Source organism: Streptomyces sp. NPDC034049 (genome assembly GCF_055575575.1).
Genome location: NZ_JBVISJ010000010.1, coordinates 26,999 through 52,631 on the forward strand (window position 1 = coordinate 26,999; position 25,633 = coordinate 52,631).

The following is a 25,633-nucleotide window of genomic DNA, read 5'->3' on the forward strand; positions in this document are numbered from 1 at the left end:
GCGGGGACACAGAAAGATACCCGCCGACCTGGGCGGGTATCTCGTCTCGCGGCGACTGGTGGCGGGTCACGCCCCTGGTCTCCGCGCGATGTAAGTCGATGTCTCGTCGGGAGCGGCGGAAGAGATCCGGATGTCGAGCAGAAGCGGCGCCGATGGATATGTGGTCCACGACACCTCCCTTGGTTCATTGGTCACCACGAATGCCGCCGCGTTACTACCCCTTTGGTTGAATACTCATGCAGTAACCGCTGTCACAGACTGTTGTCTGCGTCACCCCTTCAACCACTGTAGGAAGGAGCCCCACACGCCACGCTCGGCCTTGCGGCCCGCCGGGGCGTTCTCCTCGCGTGCGGAGGACTCCGTCACGCGGGGCGGCATCGGCCGCTGGACGACCTGCGGGGTGAAGCGGCAGGGAAGCGCGGCCAGCGCGCGGTGGAAGGGGCCCGGACGCCAGGTCAGGCTGTCCTCGGGGACCGCGAGTTCGATGTCGTGCAGACGGTTGAGCAGGTTCTCGATGGCCACCATGGTGACGAGCCGGGCGAGTTCCTTGGAGGGGCAGGCGTGCGGGCCGGCGCTCCACGACAGATGGGCACGCCGTCCGCCGGTCCGACCGGTCGCCACGAGCGCCGGGTCGGTGTTGGCGGCCGTCATGCTGACCAGGACCAGGTCGCCCGCCCGCAGCTTGGCGCCGCCGAACTCCATGTCGGCCGCGGGGTAGTGCGGCGCGTAGTTCGCCATGGGCGGGTTCTCCCACAGCGTGTCGTCGATGGCTTCCTCGATCAGACCGCCGTCGGCGTACCGGTCGTGCAGGAGCAGCCGGTGCAGGGTGTTGCCGATGAGGTTGCGCAGCGGTTCGGCGCCCGCGCCGAGGAGGAGGATCAGCTGGTGCACCAACTCCTCGTCGGTCAGGCGCGCCTCGTGCCGCATCAGGTACGAGGTGACGTCGTCGGCCGGCCTGGCGCGCTTGAGCGCCACCAGTTCGAACACGGCCTGGCCCAGCACCTGGTTGGCCTTCTCGGCGTTGACGCCCTCGAAGACTCCGGAGATGCCGAAGACGACCCGGTCGCCGATGTCCGCCGGGCAGCCGAAGAGCTCGTTGAACACGAGCAGCGGCAGCTGCTTGACGTAGTCGTTCATCAGGTCGACGGAACCGCGGCCGGAGACCTGGGCGAGGAGGTAGTCGGAGGCCCGCTTGGTCATGTCGCTGATGCGGCGGGAGTCGACCTTGGCGAGGCTGTCGGTGATCGCCTGCCGCAGCCGCGCGTGCTCGGCGCCGTCGGTGAACATGGCGTTGGGGCGGTAGCCGAGCATCGGGACGACCGGGCTGTCCGGGCCGACCTTGCCCTCGGCGACGTCTCGCCAACGGCGGGCGTCCTTGCGGAAGTTGCCGGGGTCCTGGAGCAGTTTCAGCGCGGTGGCGTGGTCGGTGACGAGGGTCGCGTCGACGCCGGGCGCGATCTCGACCGGAGCGCTCGGCCCGTAGTGCCGCATGTACGAGTAGTACGCCTGCGGATCGGCCGCGAACTCCGGGCCGTACAGCGGGACCCGCAGTCCGCTGCCGTGGGCCGGGCAGCCGGGTGGGGGTGAGGGGAATGCGGAGTCGGTGGTCATGTCTGCTCTGCTCCTAACGGGCGCGGTCCATCAAGTAGCGGACGAGCGTGATCAGAGCCTCGGCCGACGACCGTTCGTCCCGCGCGTCGCAGGTGACGATGGGGGTGTCGTCGAGGAGATCCAGCGCTTCGCGCAGCGCCCTCGCATCACGTATCGACGTACCGTCGAAATGGTTGACCGCGATCGCGTAGTCGAGTCCGTACTGCTCGATCAGGTCGATCACGGCGAAGGAGTCGGCCAGCCGCTCGGGGTCGACCAGCACCAGCGCGCCGAGGGCGCCGCGTGCCATGTCCTCCCACATCTGTACGAAGCGCTGCTGGCCGGGTGTGCCGAAGAGGTACAGCACGACGCGGTCGCTGACGGTGAGGCGGCCGAAGTCCATGGCGACCGTGGTGGTGGTCTTGCCCTGGACGCCCTTGAGGTCGTCGATCGCCTCGCCCGCCTGCGTCATCGTCTCCTCGGTGGAGAGCGGCGAGATCTCGGAGATCGACCCGATGAACGTGGTCTTGCCGACTGCGAAGTGCCCGACGACCAGGATCTTCACGGCGGTCTGCGTCTCTCCGCCCGGGACGTACGCCCGTTCATCCAAACTTGGACTGGAGACCATTGAGCACCTCCTCGAGAATCTGCAGGTTGGCCACGGGAGCACGGGTCTCCGGCGGGCGGGTGACGAGATAGCCGGCCTCGGAGAGCGCGGCCAGCAGGATCTTCACCACTCCCACCGGGAGTCGGAGGTGCCCCGCGATCTCGGCGACGGAGAGGTAACCGCCGACACACATGCGCAGCAGGTCCTGCTCCTCCGGCGAGAGGCGAGCGGGCCGCTGCTGCTGGTCGGCGACCGCCGTGACCAGTGTGATCAGGGAGAACTGGCTCTCCCCGGGCAGGCTGCGGCCGCCGGTGATGACGTACGGCCGCACTAATTCGGCGGCCTCGTGCTCATGCCTGTCGGAATCGGTCATGGCCCTACCACGCTGCTCTCCCTGGGCGGAGCGGTCATGACCTTGCCCAGCTGGCCGACGAGCTGCTGCATCCGGAAGGTGATGTCCGCCATGTCGACGTCGGAGGAGGCCGACACCGCGAGGTAGGCACCGTCGCCGGCCGAGATCAGGAAGATCCAGCCGCCGTCGAACTCGACCAGTGTCTGCTGCCACCGCAGATCCGAGCGGGAGCAGAAGAACGCCAGCGACCGGCTCAGCGACTGCATACCGCTCATCGCGGCGGCGGCCTTGTCCGCGTCGTCCTTGTCCACTCCCCTCGAACGGGCCCTCAGCAACCCGTCGGAGGAGACCAGAACCGCGTGGAGAGCTCCGGGGATCTCCAGGGCGCTGTCAAGCATCCATGAAAGATCGTTGTTCATTGGACCTCGTGCCCTTCGCTGCTAGCGTCGTGGGAGCCGCTCGGCCGCTCCCCCGCCTCCGGGTGTGTGGCGCGACCCGCGTCCGTGCCCTGCTTGAAGGCGGCCATGATCGCGGCTGTGTCCTCGCTGCGGCGCCGGGGAGCCGGGGCGGCGGACGGACCGTTGGAGACCAGGGCCATCGGCCGCTTGCGACGCCGCTTGGGCAGACCGTCCTCGGTCGTGCCCACGGGCAGCGAGGATTCGGGGGCGCTGTCGTACGCGGCCGGCCGCGCCTCCACGGGAGCGGGGACGTCGCGCGGCGCGACCGACTCCACCGACGCCGTCGGCTGCTTGGGCTCCGGCATCGCGGTGAGCAGCTCGTCGGGCAGCAGCACGACCGCCCGCACACCTCCGTAGGGGGAGGTGGAGTCCACCGACACCGTGAAGCCGAACCGCTCGCAGAGCACACCGATCACCGCGAAGCCGAACTGCGGAGGGTTGCCGAGCCCCGAGACACCCGTGACGCGCTCGCTCGTCAGGAGCTTCTCGGCCCTCGCCTTCTCCTCCTCGTTCATGCCGACACCGGCGTCGTCGACGATGATGCAGACGCCCTTGGGCACGGAGCGGACGTTGATCTCGACGACGGTGTCCGGGCTGGAGTAGCTGGTCGCGTTGTCGAGCAGCTCCGCGAGGGCCAGCGCCACCGGTTCGACGGCCCGGCTGGTGACGCCGAAGTCGACCTTGGACAGGATGTGCGCCCGCTGGAAGTGGCGGATCCGGCCCTGGGCGCTGCGGACCACGTCGTAGACGGAGGCGACGTCGCGGTGGCGGCCGAGCCAGCCTTCGCACAGCACAGCGATGGACTGGGCACGCCGGCCGAACTGCGCGTTCATGTGGTCGATCTCCAGGAGGTCCTGGAGCATGACGGAGTCGCCGTACTTGCGCTGCAGCCCGGAGATGATGCGCTGCTGTTCGGCGGCGAGACCCTGGAGGGTGCGCATCGCGGCCTTCAGGGCCGTCCTCGTCTCACCTTCGGCTTCCTGCTGGGCCGCGCGGACGGAATCCGAGTATTGGCTCTCCAATTCACCGTAGTGATTTCTGAGCCCTGCGATCTCCTGTCGTAAAGCTCGCGCCGCCCGACGCTGACGAATGATCAGGGCGACGGCGGCAAGGGTTACGACAATGAGTGCCCAGAGCGCCGGATTTTGTATGTATTGCGTCATGAGACCCTCTTCAGGCGGCCGATGGCCAGCTACTGAATTTCCGTCACTTCACACAGACCGAAGGCCAGCCACTCCGGGGTTGCCACCCAGGCCTCCACGAATGGCGAGAGGTGCTCCTTTTGCACCTATCCGTCCGTTCGGTAAGTGCGGTGATCGTATCATCACTCGACTGGATGACGGTTCGTCAACCTGCGCGGTTCTGGCGAAGGTTGAGGCGTGCCGCACCTGCACGAGCAAGGCCGAATAAGGGCTTCTGTCGCGCCTTGAGGTAAATCCACTTCGGCACGCGCTTCCACCGCCCCACCGCACACATCGGACGCCCCGACCCCGTCGCGCGGCGGGCCCCCGGGAAGCCATGATGAGCCGTAAGCGGAATGTCAGGGGGAGATCGCGCTTGGTGATGACCACGCTGAGTCATCGGTCCGGTTCGGTCGAGTACCGGTCGAGCACCGACTCTCCCCCCGGACAGGACGACAGACCCGGCGCGGCGTGCCGATCATCCGCCGCGCCGACACCACGGAGGCTGTCATGACAGAGAGACAGAGACAGAGCGGTCCCGTCGGCAGACGGCAGTTCCTGGCCCGCTTCGGCGCCGGGACCCTGGCGCTCGTGGCCGGTTTCGACCTGCTCACCCGACAGTGGGTGACCGAGGCGGCGGCCGCGGACAGCGCGTCCTTCGCCACGGCCCCGCTCCTCGACGGGACCCTCGTGTTCGACGCGGAGTCGCTCGCGGCGAACGCCCACGACCAGGGCAACATCATGTTCCGGACGCCGTGCGCGGTGCTGCGGCCGGGGTCGGTGCAGGACATCAGGAAGATGGTCGGCTTCTGCGCCGACCACGGCATCGAGGTCGCCCCGGCCGGCGCCCACCACGCGATGTTCGGTCAACCCCTCGTCAGCGGTGGCCTGGTCGTCGAGATGCGGTCGCTGGACACGATCCACTCGATCGGCGCGGACGGCGCCGACGTCGACGCCGGTGTGCTGTGGAAGGACCTGATCGAGGCCGCGTACGAGGAGGGCCTCACACCGGCGTCGATCACCAGCTACACCAGGACGACCGTCGGCGGGACGCTGTCCATGGGCGGGATCGGGATGATGTCGTCCTACCGGGTCGGCGCACAGGTCGACCACGCCCGCCGGCTCCAAGTGGTCACGGGCGAGGGCCGGGTGATGTGGTGCTCCGGATCCCAGAACAGTGATCTGTTCGAGGCGGCGCTCGCCGGGCTCGGGCAGTGCGGCGTCATCACCCGTGCCACCGTCGACCTGGTGCCGGCCAAGCAGCGGGCCCGCACCTACCGGATCGGCTACCCGGACATCCCGACGTTCTTCCAGGACATCCGCATCCTGGCGGACCGGGGCGAGTTCGACTCGCTCGGCAGCATTCCGCAGCCCGGCACGGCACAGCCCCTGGTCCTGTGGGCCACCGTCTTCCACAACCCCGGCGACACCCCCGACGGGTCCCGTCTGCTGCGCGGACTCAGCCCCGCCGCGGCCTCCGCCGCCTTCGAGGACTACTCCTATCTCGACTACATGTCCCTGGTCACCGACATGTACGACGCGTTCGCGGCGAACCTGGACTGGGACGCGAAGGTCAAACCGTGGTCGGACCTGTTCCTGCCGGACGGCGCGGTCGAGGAGTACGTCGCGTCGGTGTTCCCGTCGCTGACCGCCGAGGACCTGGGGCCGACCGGCTTCGGCCTGGTCTTCCCGATGCTGCGCGCGAGCTACGGCCGACCGCTGCTGCGGCTGCCCGACGGCACGAGCGGCCCCTGGGTCTGGCTGGTCAGCGTGCTCACCGACGCGGCCCGCTCCGGCCCCGACCCCGACTTCGCGTCCCGGATGACGGACCGCAACTACCGCTACTACCAGGAGGCGGCGGCCGTCGGCGGAGTCCGCTACCCGCACGGCGCGTGCGCCTTCACGGAGGCCGACTGGCGGGCGCACTACGGACCGATGTGGGAAACGTTCACCACCTGGAAGAACCGCTACGACCCGCGCGGGGTCCTGACGCCGGGTCCGGGCATCTTCTGACGTGTCACATACGGCCCGGTCGCAGACGGGAAGGGGCCGCCCGGAGTGAGTCCGGGCGGCCCTCGGGTGGGCGCGCCCATCAGGCCTGTCTGATCGCTTCCGCCCTGCCCTGCCACTGTTCGAGTACGGCCACACTGCGGAACATGGTCTGCAGGGACTTGGCGATCCGCCGGGCCGGTCTGCGCACATGCCTGCTGGAGGCGCCGAACATGTTGATCAGTGCCATCACCTCCTGGAAGTCGGCGGTCAGGTTCTCCGGCCCCCGGAACGACGTCGCCACCTGGTCGAGCACCTCCGCCGCGCCGTCCGGCCATTCGTCGCGCGGTGTCTCCGCCGCCCACTCCAGGAAGGCACCGAGCGCCCCGACGGTCGCGCCCATCCGCTCCGCGAAGCGGTCGGCCGCAGCTTCGAGGTCGCCGGCAGGCCCGTCGATGGCCTTGCCCAGGCGGTTGATCACCGCCGATGTCGCGCTCATCGAAGCCCCGGGGTGACTGACGCGGACCATGTCCTCCGCGATCAGTTCCATCATCGCCCCGAGATCCGACAGGGCGGACTCCACGTCGGCCATGTCCCCCGAGACGGCCTCCAGTTGTGCCTCAGCCTCGACCGCGAGGTCGAACAGACCCGGCCCGTCGTCGTGCCCGGTTGCGGACTCCGTGCGCGACTGCGCCGGAGGCGAAACAGCCGCCGGCACGGCAGTGGCCCCGCGGAAGGCATGGGTCAGTAATGTCGTGAGCTGCTGCCGGGCTTCAGCCGCGCCGTCCGGGTGGGAAGCGAACACGATCGAGGGAGTCCTCACCGCTCCGGCAGAGGTGGCGGCCCCCTCCATGACGTGGACGGTGCACCGGCCGAGGGCATGTCGCATGCCCAGCCCGAAGGTCAGCTCTTCGTCGCTGCGGCTCATGTCCGCGACGACGACGTCCACTTCGGTGAGCAGACGGAGCAACTGGTCCGCGGGCAGACCGGCTTCGGTGAGCGTGTCCGCCCGCAGGAAGGTGAGACCGAGTTGCTCACAGGTGGGGCGCACGACGTTTTCGTAGAAGAGCAGTGACCGTTGCGGTCCGTCCTGGTCCGATCTGCCGGACGGGTCCGCTGGGGCGCTCGCCGCGCCGATCGCGAGACAGGTGGGCATGGTGAACTCCTTCTCCGGTGCTGTGGGCTGTGATGTGTCAGGGGGAACGCGAAGCGAAGGTCAGTCGAAGAGGGTGAGCGCGACCCCGTCGGCGATCTCGTCGGCGAAGACGGGGCGTTCCTCGATGCCCAGGGCTCGCAACAGGTCCACGGTGAGCACGCGGTGTCGTCGGCCGACCCGGACCGTGTCGCAGGGGAAGGCACCGCGGGCGACAAGCCGGTAGGCGGTGCCCAGGCACATGCCGAACGCCCTGGCCGCCGTCCGCAGATCGACGCTGACCGGCAAGGCGAAGATCTCTCGGAAGGTGAGAGGTGTCTCCATGTTGTCGTTCACGCCTGCCTCCCGCTCCGCCGCAGGGACATCGTCGCCACCTGCCTGCCTCGGCCCGAATAGGCGGTGCAGTCCGCGGTGTCGGCCAGCCCCCAGGCCTGAGCGAGAGCGCCGATCCGTACGCCTTCGACACGATGGTCGGGGACCACGATGCGCAGATCGGCCGAGAGGCCGTACCGACCCGCGGGCTGCCCGTAGTCCACCAGCCAACTCCCGTCGGGCTCCCGGTCGAAGAGCATTCCGCCGCTTGCGTCCACGTCGCCCACCGCCACCTCCGGGCGAAGGCGGCGCCATAGGGTCCAGGCACGCGAGCAGGACGAACGCAGCACCTGCCCGCCGGGGTCCGGGGTCCCCGCCCCGAGGTCCTTCAGGGCTTCGAGGTAGCACGTGACGAGTTCGGCCTCGACGTCTTCCCGTTCCGCGCCGAAGTACCGGGTGATCCTGACGGCGGTGCGCCGCAGGCCGGGCAAGCCCAGCCACACCACTGCCGACGGCCAGTCGGAGGGGTCGGCATCGAGGTGCGCGCGCTCCGCGATCTGGTACCACAGGGCGGTGCGCACCGCAGGTTCCGCTCGGCGGTCGTACAGCGTCTGCCGGGCCTGCTCCAGGGTCACGGAGACCCCCGCGTCCTCGGCTGATTCAGCGTGCAGTCGCAAGCGCGGCACCGGATTCCGGCCCGCCCAGGTGCGTTCGACAAGGGAGAAGAGAGCCGGCCGAGGGGGAAGTGACATCGGTTCCTCCTGATCAGTCCGTGCGGGTGGCCGGGGTTTTTCCGCGCCATGCGGCCAGCAGACGCGCCGCCGCTTCCTTGCCGGGCATGGCGTCCGGGCCGCGTTCCACGGCGAGGAGCCATCGGAGGAAGCCGGGCTGCCGGGCTGCCACGAGCCCTGCGAGCAGCTCTTCCAAGGCTGGATCGGGCTGAGCCGCACCCTCACCTTCGCGGCACCACGCCAGGAGGACATCGCGCATGGAGGGATACGTGGTCGGCTCGTCCAGGGCGTTGCCGGTCAGTTCGACCATGCCGGATGCCGCCTCACCGTCGGAGAGGATTCGGCTCCGGCACCACGCCGGGTCGCTCTCGGCCATGGTGGGGAAGGTGAGCGCCGCCAACTGGGCCGGAACGCCATCGGTTCGTGCCCAGTTCCGCAGCCGGCCCAGGATGCCTTCCCTGGTACGGGAATCGCCTGCCGTGAAACGTTGCGTCAGAGCTTCGGCGACGGCATGGGTGACGGCCCCGTCGTCCGCGCCGTCGCCCAGCGTCCCCGTGATCCGGTTCAACAACCGCATGGCCTGCCCATCCGGCAAACCGCCGTGGTCCGAGCGGCAGGCGTACGCGACTGTTGTCCGCAGGGCAGCCTCGGGAGCGATGCTCCACCGGTCGAGCAGTTCCTCGGCCTTCGCCACCGGTGCCGAGGTATGGACCACCGCGCCCAGGCAGTGGGCGGCCACCTCGACACCCGGAGACCACTGGGCCAGCAGGAGGGGGCGCAGAAGGTCCAGGGTCCGGCCACCGGTCGCCACGGCCATGCCGGCGAGCGCCTGCCCGGCCCGTTCGATCTGGGCGGGTTCGCATGCGGTGCGGGCGAGCCATGGGTGCAGCAGAGGCAGCAGGTCCGGGTGATCACGGCAGAGGGCCTCCCACACGGCATCACCGACGGCCGGCCAGAAGAAGGAAGCGGTGTCCGTGGCGTCGGGCCCGGCCTGTCGTACACGGTGCGCCCTCAGGGCGCGCAGCGTCTCGGGCATGTGCTGTCGCCCCATCGTCACAGCATGACGGTGGAGCGGGCTCTCCGTGGCGGACTGGTGCTCCGGTCCGGCGCCTGCCACTGCGAGCAGTTCCGCCGCCCGTTCCATGACGACGGTGTGGTCGAGGCCGCCGTAGACGCTGAGTGAGAGCAGGTGGGCCAGGAGCACCGGGTCTTCCCGCGCCCGCCCCAGCAGTTCGGGGGCCTCCGCCTGAGCCAAGTCGCGCAGCACCTGGGCGCAGGACAGGCCGCGGGCACCCGTTCGGGCCACGGCTTCCGCCGCCTGTGCCGCCTGGCGAGGCGGCAGCCCCGTGGGCAGCAACTCGTCCCATTCATGCGGTGCAAGGTTCCGCAGCAGGCGTGATCGTCCGTCCTCGTCCGGGCAGAGGTCCGCCAGATGGGAGGCGAAGACCTTCCGCGGATCCGGTGGCAGGTGGTGCAGGACCGGCGTGCCCAGGTGGCTTTCCAGAACGGTGGCCGTTCCTGGGGTGCCCGCCAGCACAATGAGCAGACGCGCTCCGGCCTCCGTCAACGGGGCTTCCAGGCGGGACAGGTCCCAGGGGCGGAGGGAGAAGGGGTCCGGGGGTTCCATGACCAGGTAGCCGTGCACTCCCTTCGGCCGGGGCGTCCACCGCGTCAGGTCAACCGCCCCGTCGACCTGAACGAGTGCCGGCTGTCCCTTGCCGTGGGCCAGCAGGTTCAGAGCGTGGGTCTCCCGACCGGTACCCGGTGCTCCGACGAGGACGGTCACGCCGGAGTCGAGTGCCGCGAGGGCGTCCTCGTAGCCGGGCGGCGCCACGAAGCGCCGTCTCGCGACCGTCAGGTCCTTCGCCCGTACGGGCCCCTGTCGCATCGGCCCCGTGGGGCTGCCGCCGTCCGCCGAGGTGGAGACGGTCTGCCGCTGGTCCCCCGTCACCACACCGGTGTTGACTGTGCCGTTGGGCGCGAGGACCACCATGTCCCGTCTGGCGGCGGCCAAGGTGGCGATGACGGAGTCCAAGTCGCCGGCCCGGAGGATGTCAGACGTCACCGTCGGCTCCGCTGTGGGGGTGTCCGGACAACTCGATCGCGGTGAGGTGCTGACCGCCATGGACGGTGCCGGTGTTGATGATCCCCCGCTCCGCGTTCAGCACCGTGCCCCGGGCGGTTTCCGCCTGTTCGGCGGTATCCGGTGCCTGGAGAAACGGGATCACGTCCTCGTCCCGAAAGACTTCCTCTGCTCGCATGTCGTCCTTCCGGAATGATCAGGACGCTCGAGGTTTTCTCGTGCGTCGCTTTTCTGACGCCCCGAGATTCCCGTATCCGGCCATACCCGTCTGCCGTCAATTGACGGAAGGGGAGTGACCGCGGTCACACGCTCGCCACGGGCAAGACAAAGGGCACACTGCCCGAAGACAGCATGCCCTTCCCTTTGTTCGAGATTCGAATACGGATTCCTCGATCAGATGGCCGCAACGGGGGCATGACGCCCATGAACGGAGATGCGGTCACGCAGCAGGCAGGAGATCTCCTTCCTTTCCTGTTCGGACAGCACGCCGAGCAATGCGGCCCCTTCCTCCTGCCAGTCGGAGCGCGGAGGAGTAGGGCACGCCCACATCCTCCGTCCGGCCCAGGAGGAGTTCGGCACCGGTGTCCCGAAGCCGCACGTCGAACACCCGATGGCTCAGGCCTGCCTCCTCCGCGCGCGGTGGCCCGCCGAGACGCTGCATGATCTCCGGGGTTCCGATCCCGTTGCCCTCCGTCGTCTGGGTGTCGGCCAGCCAGCGCAGCGCCCGCGTGAGGCGGGTGCGGATCACATGCCAGCCGTGCCGATTCCGCCGTACACCGTGAGCAGGCCGACGGCCTGGGTGTGCACGTGCTCGGTCACGTCCACACGGAAGGCGTCGGTGTAATCGCTCCCCAGCGCGGGCGCCGATGCCTCGTCGGGGGCGGGCAGCTGTGTACCGGAGTCGTCCGGATCTCCACGGCGCCCGAGAAGGCAATGGTCACCGACGGAATCTCGGAGCACGAGCGTCCAGTCCGTCGCGGCCGGCCACCGACGACCGATGACCGATGATTTCTCCCTGCTGCATCTCGACGAAGGAATTCTCCGTATCGCATGTCACGGGCCAGAGCGGTGAACAGATTCTCCACCGCGCAGCGCAACGACACGTCCCACCGCCCCCAGTCGTCCCACCGCAACAAAGCGGCGCAGATCGCGTCGAACGAGGAGCATTGTCAAATCCTGTGGATTGACCGGACGCCCAATGACCGGTCGGTCAAGCAAGCGGCTTGCGGTAACGGACGTACTCGTTCTGCCGCCGGAACCCCACACTCTCGTAAAGATCGTAGGACCGGTGCGGATTTGCCGTGCCCGTGAACAGCCGGGCGGTCGTTGCACCCTGCTCGCGAAGGCTGCGCAGCCCGTCCAACAGCAGGGCCCGGCCGACTCCGAGGCGTCGCTGGTCCGTCCGGACACTCAACTCTTCGACCTCGCCCACGGTGTGGTCGTGACGGCGGATGGAGCAGAGGGCGACGCCGACCATGTCCTGCCCGTTCCACGCAGCCCTCCAGCATGCCGGGTCGGCGGTGTCGACGAAGTCCTGGAAAGGCCATTTCTGAGTGAAACCGGTGTCCGCATACGAATCGACGACCGTCCTCCAGGCTGCACGGTAGTGGCTTGTCCCGATCGGCCCCGTCCGTATCCCTGCCGGCAGTTCGCTGCCCCGCTCGGGCACCTGCTGCAGATCGCCCAGCTCCAGCTCGACGAGGCTGAAGACACGTCGGTAGCCGGCTGCGAGCAGTAGCGCCGTGGCATCCTCCTCGGAGGCCATGGCATTCGCGCCGATCACTGCCGTCCGCGCCGTTCCATGCTGTTCGACGAGCTGGCGGATCCGCTCTTCAGCCCAGCTCAGCATGGCTGAGCCGATGCCCTGGCGGCGATGCTCGGGCAAGAGGTAGCCGCGGTGCAGGTATAGCCACGTATCGTCCCGCTCTTGCCACCACCGGATCGTCGAGTAGCCGACGACGCCCCCGTCGCGCACCACCAGGATCTGGTTCTTGGACGGCTCCTCCAGCCTGGCAGAGGCTTCGGCGATCTCGGCCGCTGTCGGGAGCCCTTCCACAACCGAATGGGCATCGACCCGGTCCCGTTCGGCACACCCCAGCCGCACTGCGGCCATGGGGCCGTGGTCTTCGTCGCCGCGATACGGCCGGAACCTGAAGCCGACCGGAAGATCCTGTCCTGGCGCCTCATCCGACATGATCGGATGATCTCGAACTTCGAGGCAGGTCCGCCACCCTATTCATGCCGCGGTCGTCTGTGGCCGTTCAACGAGCTGGCCGCGTTCGAAGCGGGCTCCGGCGCGGACGAGGGCGACGCGGTGGGGTGCATTCACCGCGCGCCAGCGGGCCTGGGCGGACTCGACGAGCTTGAAGACCATCGCCAGGGCGGCCGCCGCGCTGCCGGCGCCTTTGGGTCGGCCTACTCGATGACCAGAAATCGATCACTCGGGAAGGTACGCCCTTCGCGTCCAACCCGAGGCCGATCCACAAGTCATGAGCATTGCTCGTCGAACGAACTGTCCGTGTTCAGCGATCTCATGACTCTGCCGGGTGGCGCGAACGGCACGCAGCAGTTCCGTCAGCGAGCGCCGGAAGACGAAATCAGGGTGGGGCCGATCGGTGTTCTCGCCACCCTGGGATTCCGTGGTCAGCATGGCGGTCAGCCGCCCGTCCGAGAGCTTCAGCAGGCCCTCGGCCTCCTCCCTGACGATGTGGTGGTCCAGCCCTTCGTAGACGCAGACGGCCAGCAGCAGGGACAGGGCATCCGGGTCGTCACGCAACTCGGCGATCGGTTCCGGCACTTCCTCTTCGGCCCGATGACTGAGCCGTGCCCCGATGGCCGGGGGCGGTTGACACCTGAGGGGAGTGACGTTCAGGTCCTGTTCGAGGCGGCGCGACAGAGCTGGGTCGTCAGGCAGAACGATCACCATGCTTGCCCCGGCCCTGGCACGGGAGGGACCGTACGTGCCTGAGCACACCAGGCCCGAACGGGCGGGACGGGAACAGTCCGTCCACCAGGTAGCCGCGCGCCGAGGCATCGGTGGGCCGCCAACGATCCAGGTCGGTGACGCTGTCCGGAGCCCGCAACGGGGCCATGTCGCCACAGCACATCCGCAGCAGGTTGAGCGCAGCGGTACGGCGGCCGGATCCCGGGTGGCCGGCCAGGAACAGCACCCCTCCGTCCGGCTCCGTGGCGGCTCTGTCGAAGCATTCGGGTTTCGCGAACCCGAACGTGGCGGCTTCTGCCTCCGCCGCCGGAATCGGGCCTCACGCACCCCGGCCGCCCGAGTTGTACGAGGGTCCGCCGTCTGCTCGGTACGCATGCGCTGGCCACCGTGCACAGAGCCTCACCGGCCGACATCACGGTCGCCCCTGATACTTGCCACTCTGGACCTGGCCCCCCTGGAAACCGCGGACGCGATGGGCCTTGCCGCCTTCGACGTGGTCACCGGCGACATGGTGATTGGCCACACTCTGACCACCGTGCACCGTGCCCGTGTTGACGTTGCCATGAGGAGCGCTGTTCGTCACCCGTGCGCCCTGCGTCCCGGCGCTCGTCAGCGGTCGGGCCCCCTCCCGCACCGGGGTCTCGGCCGTCGGCTCGGCCTGAGCCGCTTCCTCGTACAGTGGCCCGGACGGCTGAGGTACGTAGATCCACGCCTGCTGGGCGAACGGCTTGCCCTCGACCGTCGCGGCCACCTCGACGAAGTGATCGGGGTGCCGCCCGGTGTAGCCGCCGGCGACGGCGTCCTCGTAGCACCGCTGGGAGAGGATCGCCGCGAGATGCGTGATGTTCTCCTTGTGCGAGGCGAGCACCGCCTTCACGGGACGGGAGTCGAGGAGCCTGTGTGTGTCGTTGCGGGCAGTCCCGTTCCCGCTGAACTCGTCGCCGGTGTCCGGCAGCGGGCCGATGTGCAGACTGGCCCGCAGCCTGATGGGCACGACCCCGTGGGACAGGACGTTGTAGTCGGTGAGGACGTCCTGGAGAGTGAGCAGCAGGGGGTGGATGACGAAGGGCATCAGAGCGGGGTCGAATCCGAAGACGTAGCCGTCGCCGGTGGAGGCGGGGAACTTGCGGTCGTTCCAGAGCTCCTGAAGTCCTGCCCTGGCCAGGGCGGCCTTGAGGAGATCGGGCACAGCACGGCTGATGGCCTCGTGCTCGATGGCCGGATGACCCGTGAACCCCTTGGCGTCCACCGCCAGGATCCCCCGGTACGGGGGCAATGTACGGCTTCGGCTGTAGGGCCCCGTGCCCTCGTGGGGCGACTCGCTGAAGATCTCGCTCATCTGTCACTCCTCCGTGAAGCCCCCGCCCGGCCGCCGGACGGGGGTCGGTGACGTGGTGTCGTGCCACCGAAGCTTCACAGCGGGCGGATGGGCGCTCCGCCCAAGGGACGCGGACGGCTTGTGAGCTGGAACACGCTGACGTCACACGGTGACGGGCAGGCCGACGGTCCTCCGCAGGGCCTCCGGGTTGGTCACACGAATACAGGTCCTCGCGAATTGCACCTGGTCCGGACCGAGATGGATCAAGGCCTTACTGACGGTGTCGCGGCTCACTCCGATGTGCTGGGCCAGCTCTTCCCTGGTGAGGGAGAAAGAGCGCACACCGCCGGAGACCTCGACCAGGCGGAGCAGCGCCACCGCAAGGCGTTCGTGTACGGCGCCGTCGAAGACTTCGGTCTGTTCACGCAGTCGGCTGGACGCCAGCACCGCCAGCGGGTACGCGAGTCGATGCAGGCCCACAAAGCGGTGGAAGTCTTCCGCCGGAATCACCGATGCTTTGCATTCGCTCATGGTTCGCACATCGGCCAGCCGCACCCCGCCGTGCTGGAGCGCCATTTCCCCCAAGATCTCTCCCGGCCCTCGGAACGCGAGCAGCCGCTGCCGCCCGTCGCGGTCCGTACGGACCACCTTCACCATTCCACTGATCAGGGCGAGCACATGAGTTCCCTCCGCGCCCTGCCGCAACAGCGTCTCCGCGGAACCATAGGTCCAGCGCGGGTAGCGGGTGAGTTCTTCCCACACTTCAGGAGAGACCAGATCCCTCAGGGGCCGAACCGAGAAAGCACGATCTTCGCTCATGCGATCACGCTAGGGGAAGCGGTTACCGAGCGACTCCGGAATACAGCATTCCGTGATCAGGCCTACGAAAGAAGGCTGGATTCTTTCTACGCGCCGTCGTACCGGCGTCACTCTTTCGTGGGACAGCCATGTGGCGGGTCGGGGAGATTTCGGTATCCCTGGCGCAGACTGTCGGGTCTCGTGGTCGGTTCGCGCCTATCGTGGAACGGCACACCGACGCTCGGCGCCAAGGCAGGCTGGACATGAGGGAACCGCATATCGACTATGCGGAGGTGTTCCGGGCCCTGCCCGGCATGGTGGCGCTGCTCACGCCCGATCTGGTGTACGCCGACGCCAACGACGACTTCGTGCGGCTGGCCGGACGCAGCCGCGAAGAGCTGATCGGGCGGTACATCTTCGACGTCTTCCCCGAGAACCCGAACGAACCGGCCGCGGCCGGCATGCGGGAGACGGAGGCGTCGATGCTGCGCACGGTGGCCACCGGTGAGCGCGACACGATGGCTCTGCTCCGCTACGACATCGAGGACCCGCAGCGGCCCGGTCTCTGGCAGGAGCACTACTGGAGCCCCGTCAACGCCCCCGTCCTGGGCCCCGACGGCAAGGTGGCCATGATCGTGCACCGGGTCGAGGAGGTCACCGAACTCATCCGCGCCCGCGGCGCCGCCGACGGGGACCCCCGGGTCGCTCCGGGCGAGGACGACCGGGCCCGGGTGCTGGAGGCCGAGCTGTACACCCGCGCCCGGGAACTGCAGGAGGTCAACGAACGGCTGCGCACCGCCCACGCCCATGAGCGTGAGGTCGCCCTGGCGCTCCAGGCGGCGATGCTGCCCCCTCCCGGCCCCACCGGCTCCCACGACACGGCCGTGCGCTACCGGCCGGCCATCGGCGCGCTGAACGTCTGCGGCGACTGGTACGACCTGGTCGAACTGGACGGCGAGGGCCTCGCGGTGGCCGTCGGCGACGTCGTCGGCCACGGTCTGGCCGCCGCCTGCGCCATGGGCCAACTGCGCAGCGCCCTCAGCGGGGCCACCCGCGTCGCCGACGGTCCGGCCCAGGCCCTGGAGGCCCTCGACCGCTACGCCCGCTCCGTCGACGGAGCCGAGTCGACCACCGTCGTCACGACCTTCATCGACTGGGACGACCGCACCATCACCTACAGCTGCGCGGGCCACCCGCCACCCGCACTGGTGCACCCGGACGGCACCGTCACCTTCCTCGACGGCGCCACCGACCCACCGCTCGCCGCCCGGCCGACCCGACTCCCGCGCCCCCAGGCCCGCACACCCTTCGTCGAGGACTCCACCCTGGTCCTGTACACGGACGGGTTGATCGAGCGCCGTACCGAGAGCATCGACACCGGTCTGGAACGCCTCGCCGCCTCCCTGGCACACCACCACGAGCACGACCCCGAGACCCTGGCCGACGCCCTGCTGGCCGATCTGCTCCCGCCGACCGGCAACACCGACGACACCGCCCTGATCGTCCTCCGGCTCTGACCGGCCGGGGGACGGGGCGGCGGCATCACTTGCCCCAGATCTTCCGGTACCCCTCCCGGTAGCCCGACGGGTTCCAGCTCGTCGCGCCTTCGCTGTTGTCGGCCGTGCTGATGTGCACCGGCGCCACATAGCCGCTGGCGGGGCTGCCGGAGAAGGCCCGGTTGAACTCGTCGACGATCTGCCAGCCCTGCAGCGTCAGCGGTTCGGGGACGGTGGCCGCCTGGTACTGCTCGCTGTCGACGCGCTGGAACGCGGAGGGATCGCCGTCCCCGGCACCGATGTTGAACGGCGGCCCCGCCCCGTCCTTGCCGGCCGCGCGGAAGGCGGGGGCGGCATCGGCGAAGTACAGATCGTTGATGGCGACCGAGTGGGTCCAGCGGTCCTGGAAGCGGGAGAGCAGCGAGGAGACCTCCCGGGGCGTCCGGCTGCTCGCGTCGGAGATCGGGATGTTCACGTACGACAGCAGGTCGACGCCCGCGCAGGTGGCGAGTTCGTCCCTGATCAGCTCGGACTTGTTCTTGGCGAAGGGGATCGAGGCGTCGGTGAAGATCACGGCCCCGGCGTCGCCGTTCGAGGTGGAGATGACCCAGCGGGCGCTGATCCTCGCCACGTCCTCGACCTGGGTGGTGATGTTGGTGAAGAGGGCGGGGCTCCGGCTGGGGCCGGGGGCGGCGACGGCGTGCCAGCCGATGAGCGGGATGCCGGCCCCTTCGGCGCGCGCGAGCTGCTGCGAGGTCGAGTTGGGGTCGAAGCCGCCGACGACGATGCCGGAGGGGCGGAGCGTCACGGCCTCGCTCATCGCGGCCTGGATGCCGGCGGGTGTGCCTCCGCCGTCGATCACCCGCAGGTTCCAGCCGATGACCCGCGCGGCCTCCCGTACGCCCTCGGCGGCGCCCGCGACTCCGGGGTTGGTCATGGTCTGGGCGACGTAGACGAGGGTTCTGCCGGTCACGGCCCTGGGTCCGGTGGTGGGGCCGTTCCAGGGGACGTCGTTGCGCTCCGCCCGGCTGACGGCGGCCGTGGCCTCGGCCTGCGCCTCGGGGCAGCCGCTCGTGCCGGTGGCGGAGGGGTCCGGGTCGCCGGACGATCCGCGTTCGCAGCCGGCGAGTACGACGGTGGCCGCCGCGGTCAGCAGAGCGGTCGCCGCGCGGCGGACCCTGAGGGCGCCGGAGCGGGCGGTGCGGTGGTGGTGCACGAGGACTCCTTGCGGAGGGACGAGCGGGGAGACGCGGGCGGGGCTGCGGCCGGGACCTGTGGGCCGAGGACCAGCGGGGCGGGGACCGCGGCCGGGGCGGGCGGCCGCCGGGTGGGGCGGGCGGGTGGGTGGCCGGGACGGGCGGCTCCTTCAGGGCCCCCGGTCGTTCGGGGCGCCGTCGGGAGGCGGTGCGGTCGGTGTGTCCGGTGTCGCGGCGGGTGCGGCTCGGGCCGCGAAGACTCCGGTGCGCATCCGGCGGCGGGCGGCGTACCCGGCCAGGCCGACGGCGAGGAGGAGGGTGCCGCCGTGGAACAGGGGCACCGTCCAGAAGTCGGCACCCGACTGGGCGATGCCGGTGAGGCCGACGGCGAGGACGGCGACGGCGACGAGGGTGCCCAGCGCGTTGGGACGGCCCGGCCTGATGGCGGTGGAGCCGAGGAGGGCTCCGACGAAGGCGGGCAGCAGATAGTCGAGGCCGACGCTCGGATTGCCGATCTGCTGCTGGGCCGCGAGCAGTACCCCCGCGCAGCCGACGATCAGGCCGGACGTGGCGAAGGCGCAGACCGTGTAGGTGCGGACGGGGATGCCGACGAGGTCGGCGGCGCGCGGGTTCGACCCGACGACGTACAGGTACCGCCCGATCGGCAGCCGCTCCAGCACCAGCCAGAGGGCGACGGTGAGCGCCAGCACGTAGAAGGCGGGGACCGGGAGACCGAGGAAGGTGGAGGTGTAGAGGTCGGTGAAGGCGGGCGGCAGGCCCCGGGGGCCCGGGACGATCCGGCCGCCGTCGGTGATCCAGCCGGTGACGGCGTACATCATGCTGCCGGTGCCGAGGGTGGCGATGAAGGAGTCGATCCGGCCGAACTCGACGACGACCCCGTTGAGGACGCCCACGACCGTCCCCCCGGCGATCACGGCGAGGCAGGCGAGCGGCCAAGACCAGCCGGCCTCGACGATGAGGTACAGCACCATGACGTGGGCCAGTCCGAGGCCGTAGCCGATCGAGAGGTCGAACGCGCCGGTCACGATCGGGACCATGGCGGCGAGCGCCAGGACGGCCGGGATCGACTGGGTGGAGAGGATCGCGTCGAGGGTGTCCAGGGTGGGGAAGGTCCGAGGCAGGGCCAGGGAGAAGACCAGGACGAGCAGGACCGTGAGACCGAGGAGACCGTAGGCGCCGACGAGCTGCCCGCCGGGGCCGCCCCGGACGCGGAGCCGGTGCGGCGGGCGCGGGCGGCGCGGGCGCGGTGCGGGCGGGGAGGGCGGGGCCGTCACGGGTGCGTCGCGGTGCCGGAGGGGGGCAGGGCCGAGGCCGCCCGGGTCAGGCCCGCGACCGTGAGCGCCGGGCCGGCCGGCTCGGCCGTCACCGCTCCCCGGACGAAGACCAGGGCGCGCCCGCACACGCCCGTCACCTCCTCGAAGTCGGTGGAGACGAGGAGGAGCGCGAGGCCCTCGGCCCGTGCCTCGTCCAGGAGGCGGTGGATCGCGGCCTTGGCGCCGACGTCGACGCTCGCCGTCGGTTCCTCCAGGATCAGCAGCCGCAGCCCGGTCCGCAGCCAGCGGCCGATCATCACCTTCTGCTGGTTGCCGCCGGACAGGGTGGCGATGGTCGCCTCGCCGTCGCGGGGCCGCACCGAGAACCGTTCGGTCAGGGCGGCGGCCACAGCGCGTTCCCGGCGGGGGGCGATCCAGCGCGGCGTGGGCCCGTCCCCGGCACGGGGGTTGGCCAGGAGGTTCTCCCGTACGGTCAGTCCGGGGAGGCAGCCCTCCCGCTGCCGGTCGCCGGGGACGAGGGCGACACCGCGGGCGACGGCGTCGGTGACGGACCGGGGGCGGTACGGGGTGCCGTCGAGCAGGACCTGTCCGCCGAGGAGGGGGCGGGCTCCCGCGAGGGCACGGCCGAGCTCCAGGTGCCCGGCGCCCGAGAGCCCGACCAGACCGAGGGCCTCCCCGGCTCGCAGCTCCAGGTCGACGGGTCCGGCACCGGATGTCCGTACGCCGTCGAGGACGAGCACCGCCGGGGCGGGCGGAGCCGGGGTGGGGGGCGCTGCCGGGGTGGAGGGGGGCCGGGTGGGGTGTGGGCCCGGCGGTTCCTCGCCGGTGATGTCGCGCACCAGGCGCAGGGGGCTGTGGCCCTCGGTCGAGCCCTGGCTGACGAAGCGGCCGTCGCGCAGGACGGCGAAGGTGTCGGCGACCTCGTACACCTCGTCGAGGCGGTGGCTGACGTAGAGGATGCCGTGGCCCCGGTCGCGCAGGACGCGCAGGACGCGGAAGAGGCGGGCGCAGTCCGAGGCGGGGAGGCGGGCGGTCGGCTCGTCGAGCACGATGAGGCCCGCCCGGGTGGCCAGGGCGCGGGCGATGGCGACCAGCGACCGTTCGGCGGGGGCGAGGCGGGTGACCGGCACGTCGGGGTCGACGGTGCCGCCGACGAGCGCCAGGGCCTCGGTGCAGCGGTCCCGGGTGCGCCGCCAGGAGATCAGTCCGGCCCGGCGCGCGTACCCGGTGCTCAGCGCGATGTTCTCGGCGACCGTCATCCACTCCACGAGTCCGAGGTCCTGGTGGATGAAGGACATGCGGTGGGAGGCGGCGGGGCTCCCGAGGGGATGTCCGTCCACGGTGATCGACCCCGAGTCGGCGTGGTGGACACCGGCGAGGATCTTGATGAGGGTCGATTTCCCCGCGCCGTTGGGGCCGAGCAGCGCGAGCACGCTGCCCGCGTGGACGTCGAGGTCGACCCCGGCCAGGGCGACCGTGCCGCCGAAACGTTTCGTGAGACCGCGGACGCGCACCAGCGGCTCGGCCCCGCTGGGCGGGGCCGGCTGCGCAGAGGTGTCGTGAGCGTCGTGCACGGACAGCTCCGGAGGTCGGCCTGGCGGGTTCTTCGCGACTTCGACTTGCGCCAGCGATGCTAACCGCCCCTTACGCGTTATTCGCGCCTTTCACCCCTTTGATGACATCGGGTCACGATCGCCGACCCCGACGGGTACGGCGCACAGGGCGGGCGCCGCACTCGCCTCAGCCGCCGTCGAGCCCGCACTCGGCCCAGATGACCTTGCCCTCCGCGGTGTAGCGCGTGCCCCAGCTCTGGGAGAGCTGGGCGACGAGGAACAGGCCGCGTCCGCCCTCGTCCGTGGTGGCGGCCCGACGCAGGTGCGGGGCCGTGCTGCTGGTGTCGGCGACCTCGCAGATCAGGGAGCGGTCACGGAGCAGCCGTACCCGGATGGGCCCGGCGCCGTGGCGGATCGCGTTGGTGATCAGCTCGCTGAGCACCAGTTCGGCGGCGAACGCGGCCTCGTCGAGCCCCCAGTCGGCCAGCTGACGCAGGGCCGCGGCGCGGACCTCGCTGACGCGGGCCGGGTCGGCGGGCAGCTCCCAGGTGGCGACGCGGCTCGGGTCGAAGGCGTGGGTGCGGGCGACGAGCAGGGCGATGTCGTCGCCGGGATGGGGGGACGCGACGGTGTCCAGGACGACCCGGCAGGTCTCCTCCGGGGTGTGCTCGGGGTGGGCCAGGGCCGCGCGCAGCTGGTCGAGCACCACGTCGACGTCGCGTTCGCGGTCCTCGATGAGGCCGTCGGTGTAGAGGACCAGGGTGCTGCCCTCGGGCAGATGCACGTCGACGGCTTCGAAGGGCAGGCCACCGAGGCCGAGCGGGGGGCCGGCGGGCAGTTCGGGGAAGGACACGGTGCCGTCGGGCCGGACCAGGGCGGGCGGCGGGTGGCCGGCGCGGGCCAGGGTGCACCGCTGCGAGGTCGGGTCGTAGACGGCGTACAGACAGGTCGCGCCGATGATGCCGCCGCCGTCGGAGACGGGGTCATCGCGGTCCAGCCGGCCCACCAGGTTGTCGAGGTGGGTGAGGACCTCGTCGGGCGGGAAGTCGAGTTCGGCGAAGCTGCGGGCGGCCGTGCGGACACGGCCCATGGTGGCGGCGGACAGCAGGCCGTGGCCGACGACGTCGCCGACGAAGAGGCCGATCCTGGTCCCGGAGAGCGGGATGACGTCGTACCAGTCGCCGCCCACGTCGGATTCGGCGGGCAGATAGCGGTGGGCGACCTCCACGGAGTCCCGGTCGGGGAGTCCCTGCGGGAGCAGGCTGCGCTGGAGGGCGAGCACCATGGTGCGTTCGCGGGTGTAGCGGCGGGCGTTGTCGATGGACAGGGCGGCGCGGGTGGCGAGTTCCTGGGCCAGTGAGCGGTCGTCGTCGCCGAAGGGGGCGGGGTCCTGGGCGCGGTAGAAGGCGGCGACGCCGAGGACGACACCGCGGGCGACCAGGGGCACCGCGATGAGGGAGTGGACGTGACTCAGCAGCCGCTCGGTGTGCTCGGGGTCCTGCCCGAGCCAGCCCGCCGCCGCCTTCAGGTCCGGCTCCAGCAGGGCCTCGCCGCTGGTCAGGCAGCGCAGCTGCGGGACGGTCGGGCCGTAGTCGACCTGCTTGCCGACGGGGCTGAAGGGGAGGTCGTCACGGATGCCGTGGACCACGGTGCGCCGCAGGTCGCTGCGGGGGTCGGCGGCCTCCTCGCCACGCAGCACGGGCTCGGCCAGGTCGATGGTGACGAAGTCGGCGAGGCGCGGGACGGCGGTCTCGGCGAGCTCCTGGGCGGTGCGGCGCACGTCCAGGGTGGTGCCGATCCGGGCACTGGCCTCGGACAGCAGCTCCAGCCGGCGGCGCGCGGCCAGCGCGTAGCCACCGACATGCGGCTCCCCCACCATCAGCAGGCCCCTCTCGGGGGCCCGGGGACCGAGGCGCGTGCCGGAGTGGCCGTCGGTCGGGGCCGGAGGAGTGACGGGGGCGGGCGGGCCCTGGCTGGGGGACGGCGGAGCGGGGGCGGTGAAGGCCACGCCCTCGGGGGTGTGCAGGAGGTCGTCGGCGGCGGGAGCGGGACGATCGGTGGCGGGCGGGACGCCGGGGGCGGTGGTGACGCCTTCGAGGGTGTGCAGTGGCTCGCCGGCCGGTCTTTCGGCTGCGGGGCGCGAGCCGTCCGCCGCAGGGCGGGAGCCCTCGGTGGTCGACGGGACGCCGGAGGCCCTGGATTCCGTCGAGGCGTCGACCGGGTGGCCCTCGGCCGTGGCGCCGTCGATGCCGGTCCCCGTCCTGCCGAGTGGTGCGGTCTCACGCAGGTGGCCGGGGGCCGGCACGGCGGCGAGGGGATCGGTGGCCACGGGGAGAGGGGCGTTCCGGAGGCGATGGACGAGCGGGGGCTCGACGGGCGCGAGGGGGGTGACGGGGCTCGCGGGCCCGGCGGTGAGGCTCAGCACCGGCTCGAGCCGGCGGGGGGCGGCGAAGGTCTCCTGCCGGGTGGAGTCGTGCACGACGGCCTCGACGGCGATGCCCTCCACCCCGGAGGCACTGGTCATCGGGCGGCTCACGAGGGTGACACGGCGGCCGTCCGTGAGGGACACCTCGACGGCCGCCCGCTGCGCGCGCGAGATCAGCTCGGCCGCCTTCTCCAGCAGGGTCGCCCGGTCGGCGGGGCGCAGTCCGAGGGCCAGTTCGTCGACGCCGACGCCGTGCCGCGGTCCCGCGACGCCCGCCTCGGGCGCCGCGTCCAGATACGCCCGCAGCAGGGAGCGCTCACGCGCGGAACTCTGCCCGAGCAGCCGCCGCTCGATGGCCGCGGCCGCCTTGCGGATCACCGTGGAGAGTGCCGGGTTCTCGAAGCCGCGCGGATATCCGAAGCACAGGACGCCCTCGATCCGGCCGCTCAGCGGGTCGCGCACGGGGAGCGCGCGGCAGGCGCTGCCCTGGGAGCGTTCGGCGAAATGCTCGGCGCCGTAGACCCGGATGAGCCGCCGTTCCGCGAGGGCCAGGCCGATGCCGTTGGTGCCGGCGAACCGCTCGGCGAACACGAACCCCGGCACGGTCTGGATGTCCGGGAGCCCTCTGGCCAGGGACGCCTCGCCGAAGCGGCGCAACAGCACCGTGCCGTTCGCGTCGGCGACGGAGATGTTCATGGCGCTGCCGGCGAACCGGGCCTGCAGCCGGTCGAGCACCGGGGCGGCGGCACGGGCGACGCGGTCGTCGCGGTCGAAGTCGTCCCGGAAAGGGAGGTCGGAGCGGTCCGGCGAGAGCCCCAGGGACCGGCAGCGCCGCCAGGAGTCGAGGATCGAGGCGCGCACGCCCGACTCCAGCGGCTCGCCCTGCAGAAACCGCTCACGGAAAAGGGTGGGGCCCGTGCCGTCTGTCGCACGCCCCGTGGGTATCGGCTCGCCGTCGGACCGCACCACGCTGGCCTCACTCGCGCACTGGACAATCCGCTTATCGGAAATATCTGGCATTGACGAGGATACGGGCATCAGCAACACGAGTCACGGTTCACCGGTTCCCTCACTGGCGGCGACCGGGCAGGGCGGAGCCGATCCGGCGCACGACCGCCACCGCCGGCCTCACAGGACGGCGACCGGGTTGACCGGTGAACCGGTGCCGCCCGGCACGTTCAGCGGGGCCACGACGAGCAGGAACGCGTACCGTCCCGCCTCGGCGGTCGCGGCGGAGAGCGCCTCCAGGTCCAGGTTGTCCAGCAGCGGCACCCCCATCGCGGCCACCGCCAGGGCGTGCACCGGCGAGTGCACACCCGCCACCGGCGACGGCCGCACATCGCTGTCCCCGTCCCCGCCGAGCAGCGCGATGCCCCGTTCGGCCAGCAGGGGTACGGCGTCCACGTGGAACCCCGCGCTCGCCGCACCGGGGTCCCAGGCGCCGAGCTCCGCGCGGCGGCGGACGTGTCCGGAGCGCAGCAGCACGGCGTCGCCCTCGCCGATCGTCACACCGAGCGCCTCCTCCGCGGCACGGACGTCCTCCGCGCGCACGGCGTGCCCCGGTTCCAGCCAGGGGACGCCGAGCACGGCCGGAAGATCCAGGAGGACCCCTCTCGTGACGAGGGGGCCGAGCGCCGACACCGCGCCGAAGCGGGCGCCCGCGGCACCGACGTTCTCGCGGGCCGGCCGGCCGTCGTAGAGCAGTCCCGCGTAGGCGATGTGGCTCAGGGCGTCGAGATGGGTGACGCCCTTGCCGTGGTAGTCGGCGGCGATGAAGTCCTTGTGGGTCGTGGGCTCGGGGCCCTCCACGTCCCCGAGGTCGGTCATGTGGTGCAGGGCGGGCTTGCGGTTGTCCGGACCCGAGCGGGTGTTCCAGGGCAGCGCCATCGGGACGACCACACCGGACCGCACCCCGCCCACGGCCCGCCGCACATGCTCCTCGGTCACCCTGTTCCACGCGCCGCGATCGGGCCGGTCCCAGCGCCCCCAGGCCCGGACCGCGTCGAAGAGCGCGTCGAACTCCTCACGGGAGACGGGGGGATGCGCGCTCATACGTCCTCGCTTCGGGTCGGCACCAGTGCGGGAGGGCGAGGGCAGGGCGCCCCTTAGGCACCTTATGGCCGTTTCGCGCGCCGGAGCGAGGTTCGCGCGC

General features: G+C 70.9%; 22 protein-coding genes and 1 pseudogene. 2 read left to right on the forward strand and 21 right to left on the reverse strand.

The window, feature by feature from the left end:
• Positions 1-270 precede the first annotated feature (270 nt).
• The 5 genes from ACZ52C_RS26960 to ACZ52C_RS26980 are packed head-to-tail and all read right to left on the reverse strand — an operon-like array spanning position 271 to position 4,170.
• Positions 271-1,611 (reverse strand): cytochrome P450, encoded by a 1,341-nt coding sequence (locus ACZ52C_RS26960; protein ID WP_469077190.1) that lies wholly within the window; start codon positions 1,609-1,611, stop codon positions 271-273.
• Positions 1,612-1,624: 13 nt separating this feature from the next.
• Positions 1,625-2,218 carry a GTP-binding protein gene (locus ACZ52C_RS26965; protein ID WP_013005331.1) on the reverse strand — a complete coding sequence of 198 codons (594 nt, stop codon included), beginning with the start codon at positions 2,216-2,218 and terminating at the stop codon, positions 1,625-1,627.
• Positions 2,193-2,570: a DUF742 domain-containing protein gene (locus tag ACZ52C_RS26970; RefSeq protein ID WP_469077191.1), complete on the reverse strand. Its 378-nt coding sequence runs from the start codon at positions 2,568-2,570 to the stop codon at positions 2,193-2,195. Before ACZ52C_RS26970 ends, ACZ52C_RS26965 begins: the two co-directional genes overlap by 26 nt.
• Positions 2,567-2,968 carry a roadblock/LC7 domain-containing protein gene (locus tag ACZ52C_RS26975; protein ID WP_045562285.1) on the reverse strand — a complete coding sequence of 134 codons (402 nt, stop codon included), beginning with the start codon at positions 2,966-2,968 and terminating at the stop codon, positions 2,567-2,569. The genes ACZ52C_RS26970 and ACZ52C_RS26975 overlap by 4 nt, the downstream gene beginning before the upstream one ends.
• Positions 2,965-4,170 (reverse strand): sensor histidine kinase, encoded by a 1,206-nt coding sequence (locus ACZ52C_RS26980; RefSeq protein WP_086801176.1) that lies wholly within the window; start codon positions 4,168-4,170, stop codon positions 2,965-2,967. The genes ACZ52C_RS26975 and ACZ52C_RS26980 overlap by 4 nt, the downstream gene beginning before the upstream one ends.
• 528 nt (positions 4,171-4,698) lie before the next feature.
• On the opposite strand from ACZ52C_RS26980, the gene ACZ52C_RS26985 reads away from it, so the two are divergent.
• Complete coding sequence (locus ACZ52C_RS26985; protein WP_469077192.1) at positions 4,699-6,201, forward strand: FAD-binding protein; 1,503 nt, start codon at positions 4,699-4,701, stop codon at positions 6,199-6,201.
• 79 nt (positions 6,202-6,280) lie between these two features.
• Here the strand turns inward: ACZ52C_RS26985 and ACZ52C_RS26990 are convergent, their stop codons facing one another.
• The 11 genes and pseudogenes from ACZ52C_RS26990 to ACZ52C_RS27040 all read right to left on the reverse strand — a co-directional run bounded on the left by ACZ52C_RS26990 (position 6,281) and on the right by ACZ52C_RS27040 (position 15,537).
• A complete protein-coding gene (locus tag ACZ52C_RS26990) occupies positions 6,281-7,333 on the reverse strand; it encodes a hypothetical protein (protein ID WP_469077193.1) in 1,053 nt (350 codons plus the stop codon).
• Between the two features lie 60 nt (positions 7,334-7,393).
• On the reverse strand, positions 7,394-7,654 hold the full coding sequence (locus ACZ52C_RS26995; protein ID WP_469077407.1) for a DNA-binding protein: 261 nt from the start codon (positions 7,652-7,654) through the stop codon (positions 7,394-7,396).
• 8 nt (positions 7,655-7,662) lie between these two features.
• Positions 7,663-8,328: a hypothetical protein gene (locus ACZ52C_RS27000; RefSeq protein ID WP_469077408.1), complete on the reverse strand. Its 666-nt coding sequence runs from the start codon at positions 8,326-8,328 to the stop codon at positions 7,663-7,665.
• A gap of 79 nt (positions 8,329-8,407) precedes the next feature.
• Positions 8,408-10,438, reverse strand: a complete 2,031-nt coding sequence (locus ACZ52C_RS27005) for a hypothetical protein (RefSeq protein ID WP_469077194.1) — start codon at positions 10,436-10,438, stop codon at positions 8,408-8,410.
• Positions 10,428-10,634: an S-type pyocin domain-containing protein gene (locus tag ACZ52C_RS27010; protein ID WP_469077195.1), complete on the reverse strand. Its 207-nt coding sequence runs from the start codon at positions 10,632-10,634 to the stop codon at positions 10,428-10,430. Before ACZ52C_RS27010 ends, ACZ52C_RS27005 begins: the two co-directional genes overlap by 11 nt.
• A 566-nt stretch (positions 10,635-11,200) precedes the next feature.
• Complete coding sequence (locus ACZ52C_RS27015; protein WP_469077196.1) at positions 11,201-11,416, reverse strand: hypothetical protein; 216 nt, start codon at positions 11,414-11,416, stop codon at positions 11,201-11,203.
• Positions 11,417-11,666: 250 nt separating this feature from the next.
• A complete protein-coding gene (locus tag ACZ52C_RS27020) occupies positions 11,667-12,650 on the reverse strand; it encodes a GNAT family N-acetyltransferase (RefSeq protein WP_469077197.1) in 984 nt (327 codons plus the stop codon).
• A gap of 42 nt (positions 12,651-12,692) precedes the next feature.
• Positions 12,693-12,863 (reverse strand): annotated as a pseudogene (locus ACZ52C_RS27025) (IS256 family transposase); the annotation flags it as partial.
• 30 nt (positions 12,864-12,893) lie between these two features.
• Positions 12,894-13,382, reverse strand: a complete 489-nt coding sequence (locus ACZ52C_RS27030) for a hypothetical protein (protein ID WP_469077198.1) — start codon at positions 13,380-13,382, stop codon at positions 12,894-12,896.
• Positions 13,383-13,812: 430 nt separating this feature from the next.
• Positions 13,813-14,739 carry a hypothetical protein gene (locus ACZ52C_RS27035; protein WP_469077199.1) on the reverse strand — a complete coding sequence of 309 codons (927 nt, stop codon included), beginning with the start codon at positions 14,737-14,739 and terminating at the stop codon, positions 13,813-13,815.
• Positions 14,740-14,880: 141 nt separating this feature from the next.
• Complete coding sequence (locus ACZ52C_RS27040) at positions 14,881-15,537, reverse strand: Crp/Fnr family transcriptional regulator (RefSeq protein WP_469077200.1); 657 nt, start codon at positions 15,535-15,537, stop codon at positions 14,881-14,883.
• A 242-nt stretch (positions 15,538-15,779) separates the two neighbouring features.
• On the opposite strand from ACZ52C_RS27040, the gene ACZ52C_RS27045 reads away from it, so the two are divergent.
• Positions 15,780-17,033: a PP2C family protein-serine/threonine phosphatase gene (locus ACZ52C_RS27045; RefSeq protein WP_469077201.1), complete on the forward strand. Its 1,254-nt coding sequence runs from the start codon at positions 15,780-15,782 to the stop codon at positions 17,031-17,033.
• Positions 17,034-17,058: 25 nt separating this feature from the next.
• Here ACZ52C_RS27045 and ACZ52C_RS27050 read toward each other — a convergent pair whose 3' ends face one another.
• The 5 genes from ACZ52C_RS27050 to ACZ52C_RS27070 form a co-directional block, all read right to left on the reverse strand.
• Positions 17,059-18,228, reverse strand: a complete 1,170-nt coding sequence (locus tag ACZ52C_RS27050) for a substrate-binding domain-containing protein (protein ID WP_469077202.1) — start codon at positions 18,226-18,228, stop codon at positions 17,059-17,061.
• A 150-nt stretch (positions 18,229-18,378) separates the two neighbouring features.
• Positions 18,379-19,503, reverse strand: a complete 1,125-nt coding sequence (locus tag ACZ52C_RS27055) for an ABC transporter permease (RefSeq protein ID WP_469077203.1) — start codon at positions 19,501-19,503, stop codon at positions 18,379-18,381.
• Positions 19,500-21,077 (reverse strand): sugar ABC transporter ATP-binding protein, encoded by a 1,578-nt coding sequence (locus tag ACZ52C_RS27060; protein ID WP_469077204.1) that lies wholly within the window; start codon positions 21,075-21,077, stop codon positions 19,500-19,502. The genes ACZ52C_RS27055 and ACZ52C_RS27060 overlap by 4 nt, the downstream gene beginning before the upstream one ends.
• A gap of 166 nt (positions 21,078-21,243) precedes the next feature.
• Complete coding sequence (locus ACZ52C_RS27065; protein WP_469077205.1) at positions 21,244-24,450, reverse strand: SpoIIE family protein phosphatase; 3,207 nt, start codon at positions 24,448-24,450, stop codon at positions 21,244-21,246.
• A gap of 159 nt (positions 24,451-24,609) precedes the next feature.
• Positions 24,610-25,533, reverse strand: a complete 924-nt coding sequence (locus ACZ52C_RS27070; RefSeq protein ID WP_469077206.1) for a cyclase family protein — start codon at positions 25,531-25,533, stop codon at positions 24,610-24,612.
• Between the last annotated feature and the right edge of the window lie 100 nt (positions 25,534-25,633).

Coding starts and splice junctions, on each gene's coding strand:
- ACZ52C_RS26960 (WP_469077190.1), bottom strand. CDS start 1,611: ATGACCACCGACTCCGCATTCCCCTCACCCCCACCCGGCTGCCCGGCC.
- ACZ52C_RS26965 (WP_013005331.1), bottom strand. CDS start 2,218: ATGGTCTCCAGTCCAAGTTTGGATGAACGGGCGTACGTCCCGGGCGGA.
- ACZ52C_RS26970 (WP_469077191.1), bottom strand. CDS start 2,570: ATGACCGATTCCGACAGGCATGAGCACGAGGCCGCCGAATTAGTGCGG.
- ACZ52C_RS26975 (WP_045562285.1), bottom strand. CDS start 2,968: ATGAACAACGATCTTTCATGGATGCTTGACAGCGCCCTGGAGATCCCC.
- ACZ52C_RS26980 (WP_086801176.1), bottom strand. CDS start 4,170: ATGACGCAATACATACAAAATCCGGCGCTCTGGGCACTCATTGTCGTA.
- ACZ52C_RS26985 (WP_469077192.1), top strand. CDS start 4,699: ATGACAGAGAGACAGAGACAGAGCGGTCCCGTCGGCAGACGGCAGTTC.
- ACZ52C_RS26990 (WP_469077193.1), bottom strand. CDS start 7,333: ATGCCCACCTGTCTCGCGATCGGCGCGGCGAGCGCCCCAGCGGACCCG.
- ACZ52C_RS26995 (WP_469077407.1), bottom strand. CDS start 7,654: ATGGAGACACCTCTCACCTTCCGAGAGATCTTCGCCTTGCCGGTCAGC.
- ACZ52C_RS27010 (WP_469077195.1), bottom strand. CDS start 10,634: ATGCGAGCAGAGGAAGTCTTTCGGGACGAGGACGTGATCCCGTTTCTC.
- ACZ52C_RS27020 (WP_469077197.1), bottom strand. CDS start 12,650: ATGTCGGATGAGGCGCCAGGACAGGATCTTCCGGTCGGCTTCAGGTTC.
- ACZ52C_RS27030 (WP_469077198.1), bottom strand. CDS start 13,382: ATGGTGATCGTTCTGCCTGACGACCCAGCTCTGTCGCGCCGCCTCGAA.
- ACZ52C_RS27035 (WP_469077199.1), bottom strand. CDS start 14,739: ATGAGCGAGATCTTCAGCGAGTCGCCCCACGAGGGCACGGGGCCCTAC.
- ACZ52C_RS27040 (WP_469077200.1), bottom strand. CDS start 15,537: ATGAGCGAAGATCGTGCTTTCTCGGTTCGGCCCCTGAGGGATCTGGTC.
- ACZ52C_RS27045 (WP_469077201.1), top strand. CDS start 15,780: ATGAGGGAACCGCATATCGACTATGCGGAGGTGTTCCGGGCCCTGCCC.
- ACZ52C_RS27070 (WP_469077206.1), bottom strand. CDS start 25,533: ATGAGCGCGCATCCCCCCGTCTCCCGTGAGGAGTTCGACGCGCTCTTC.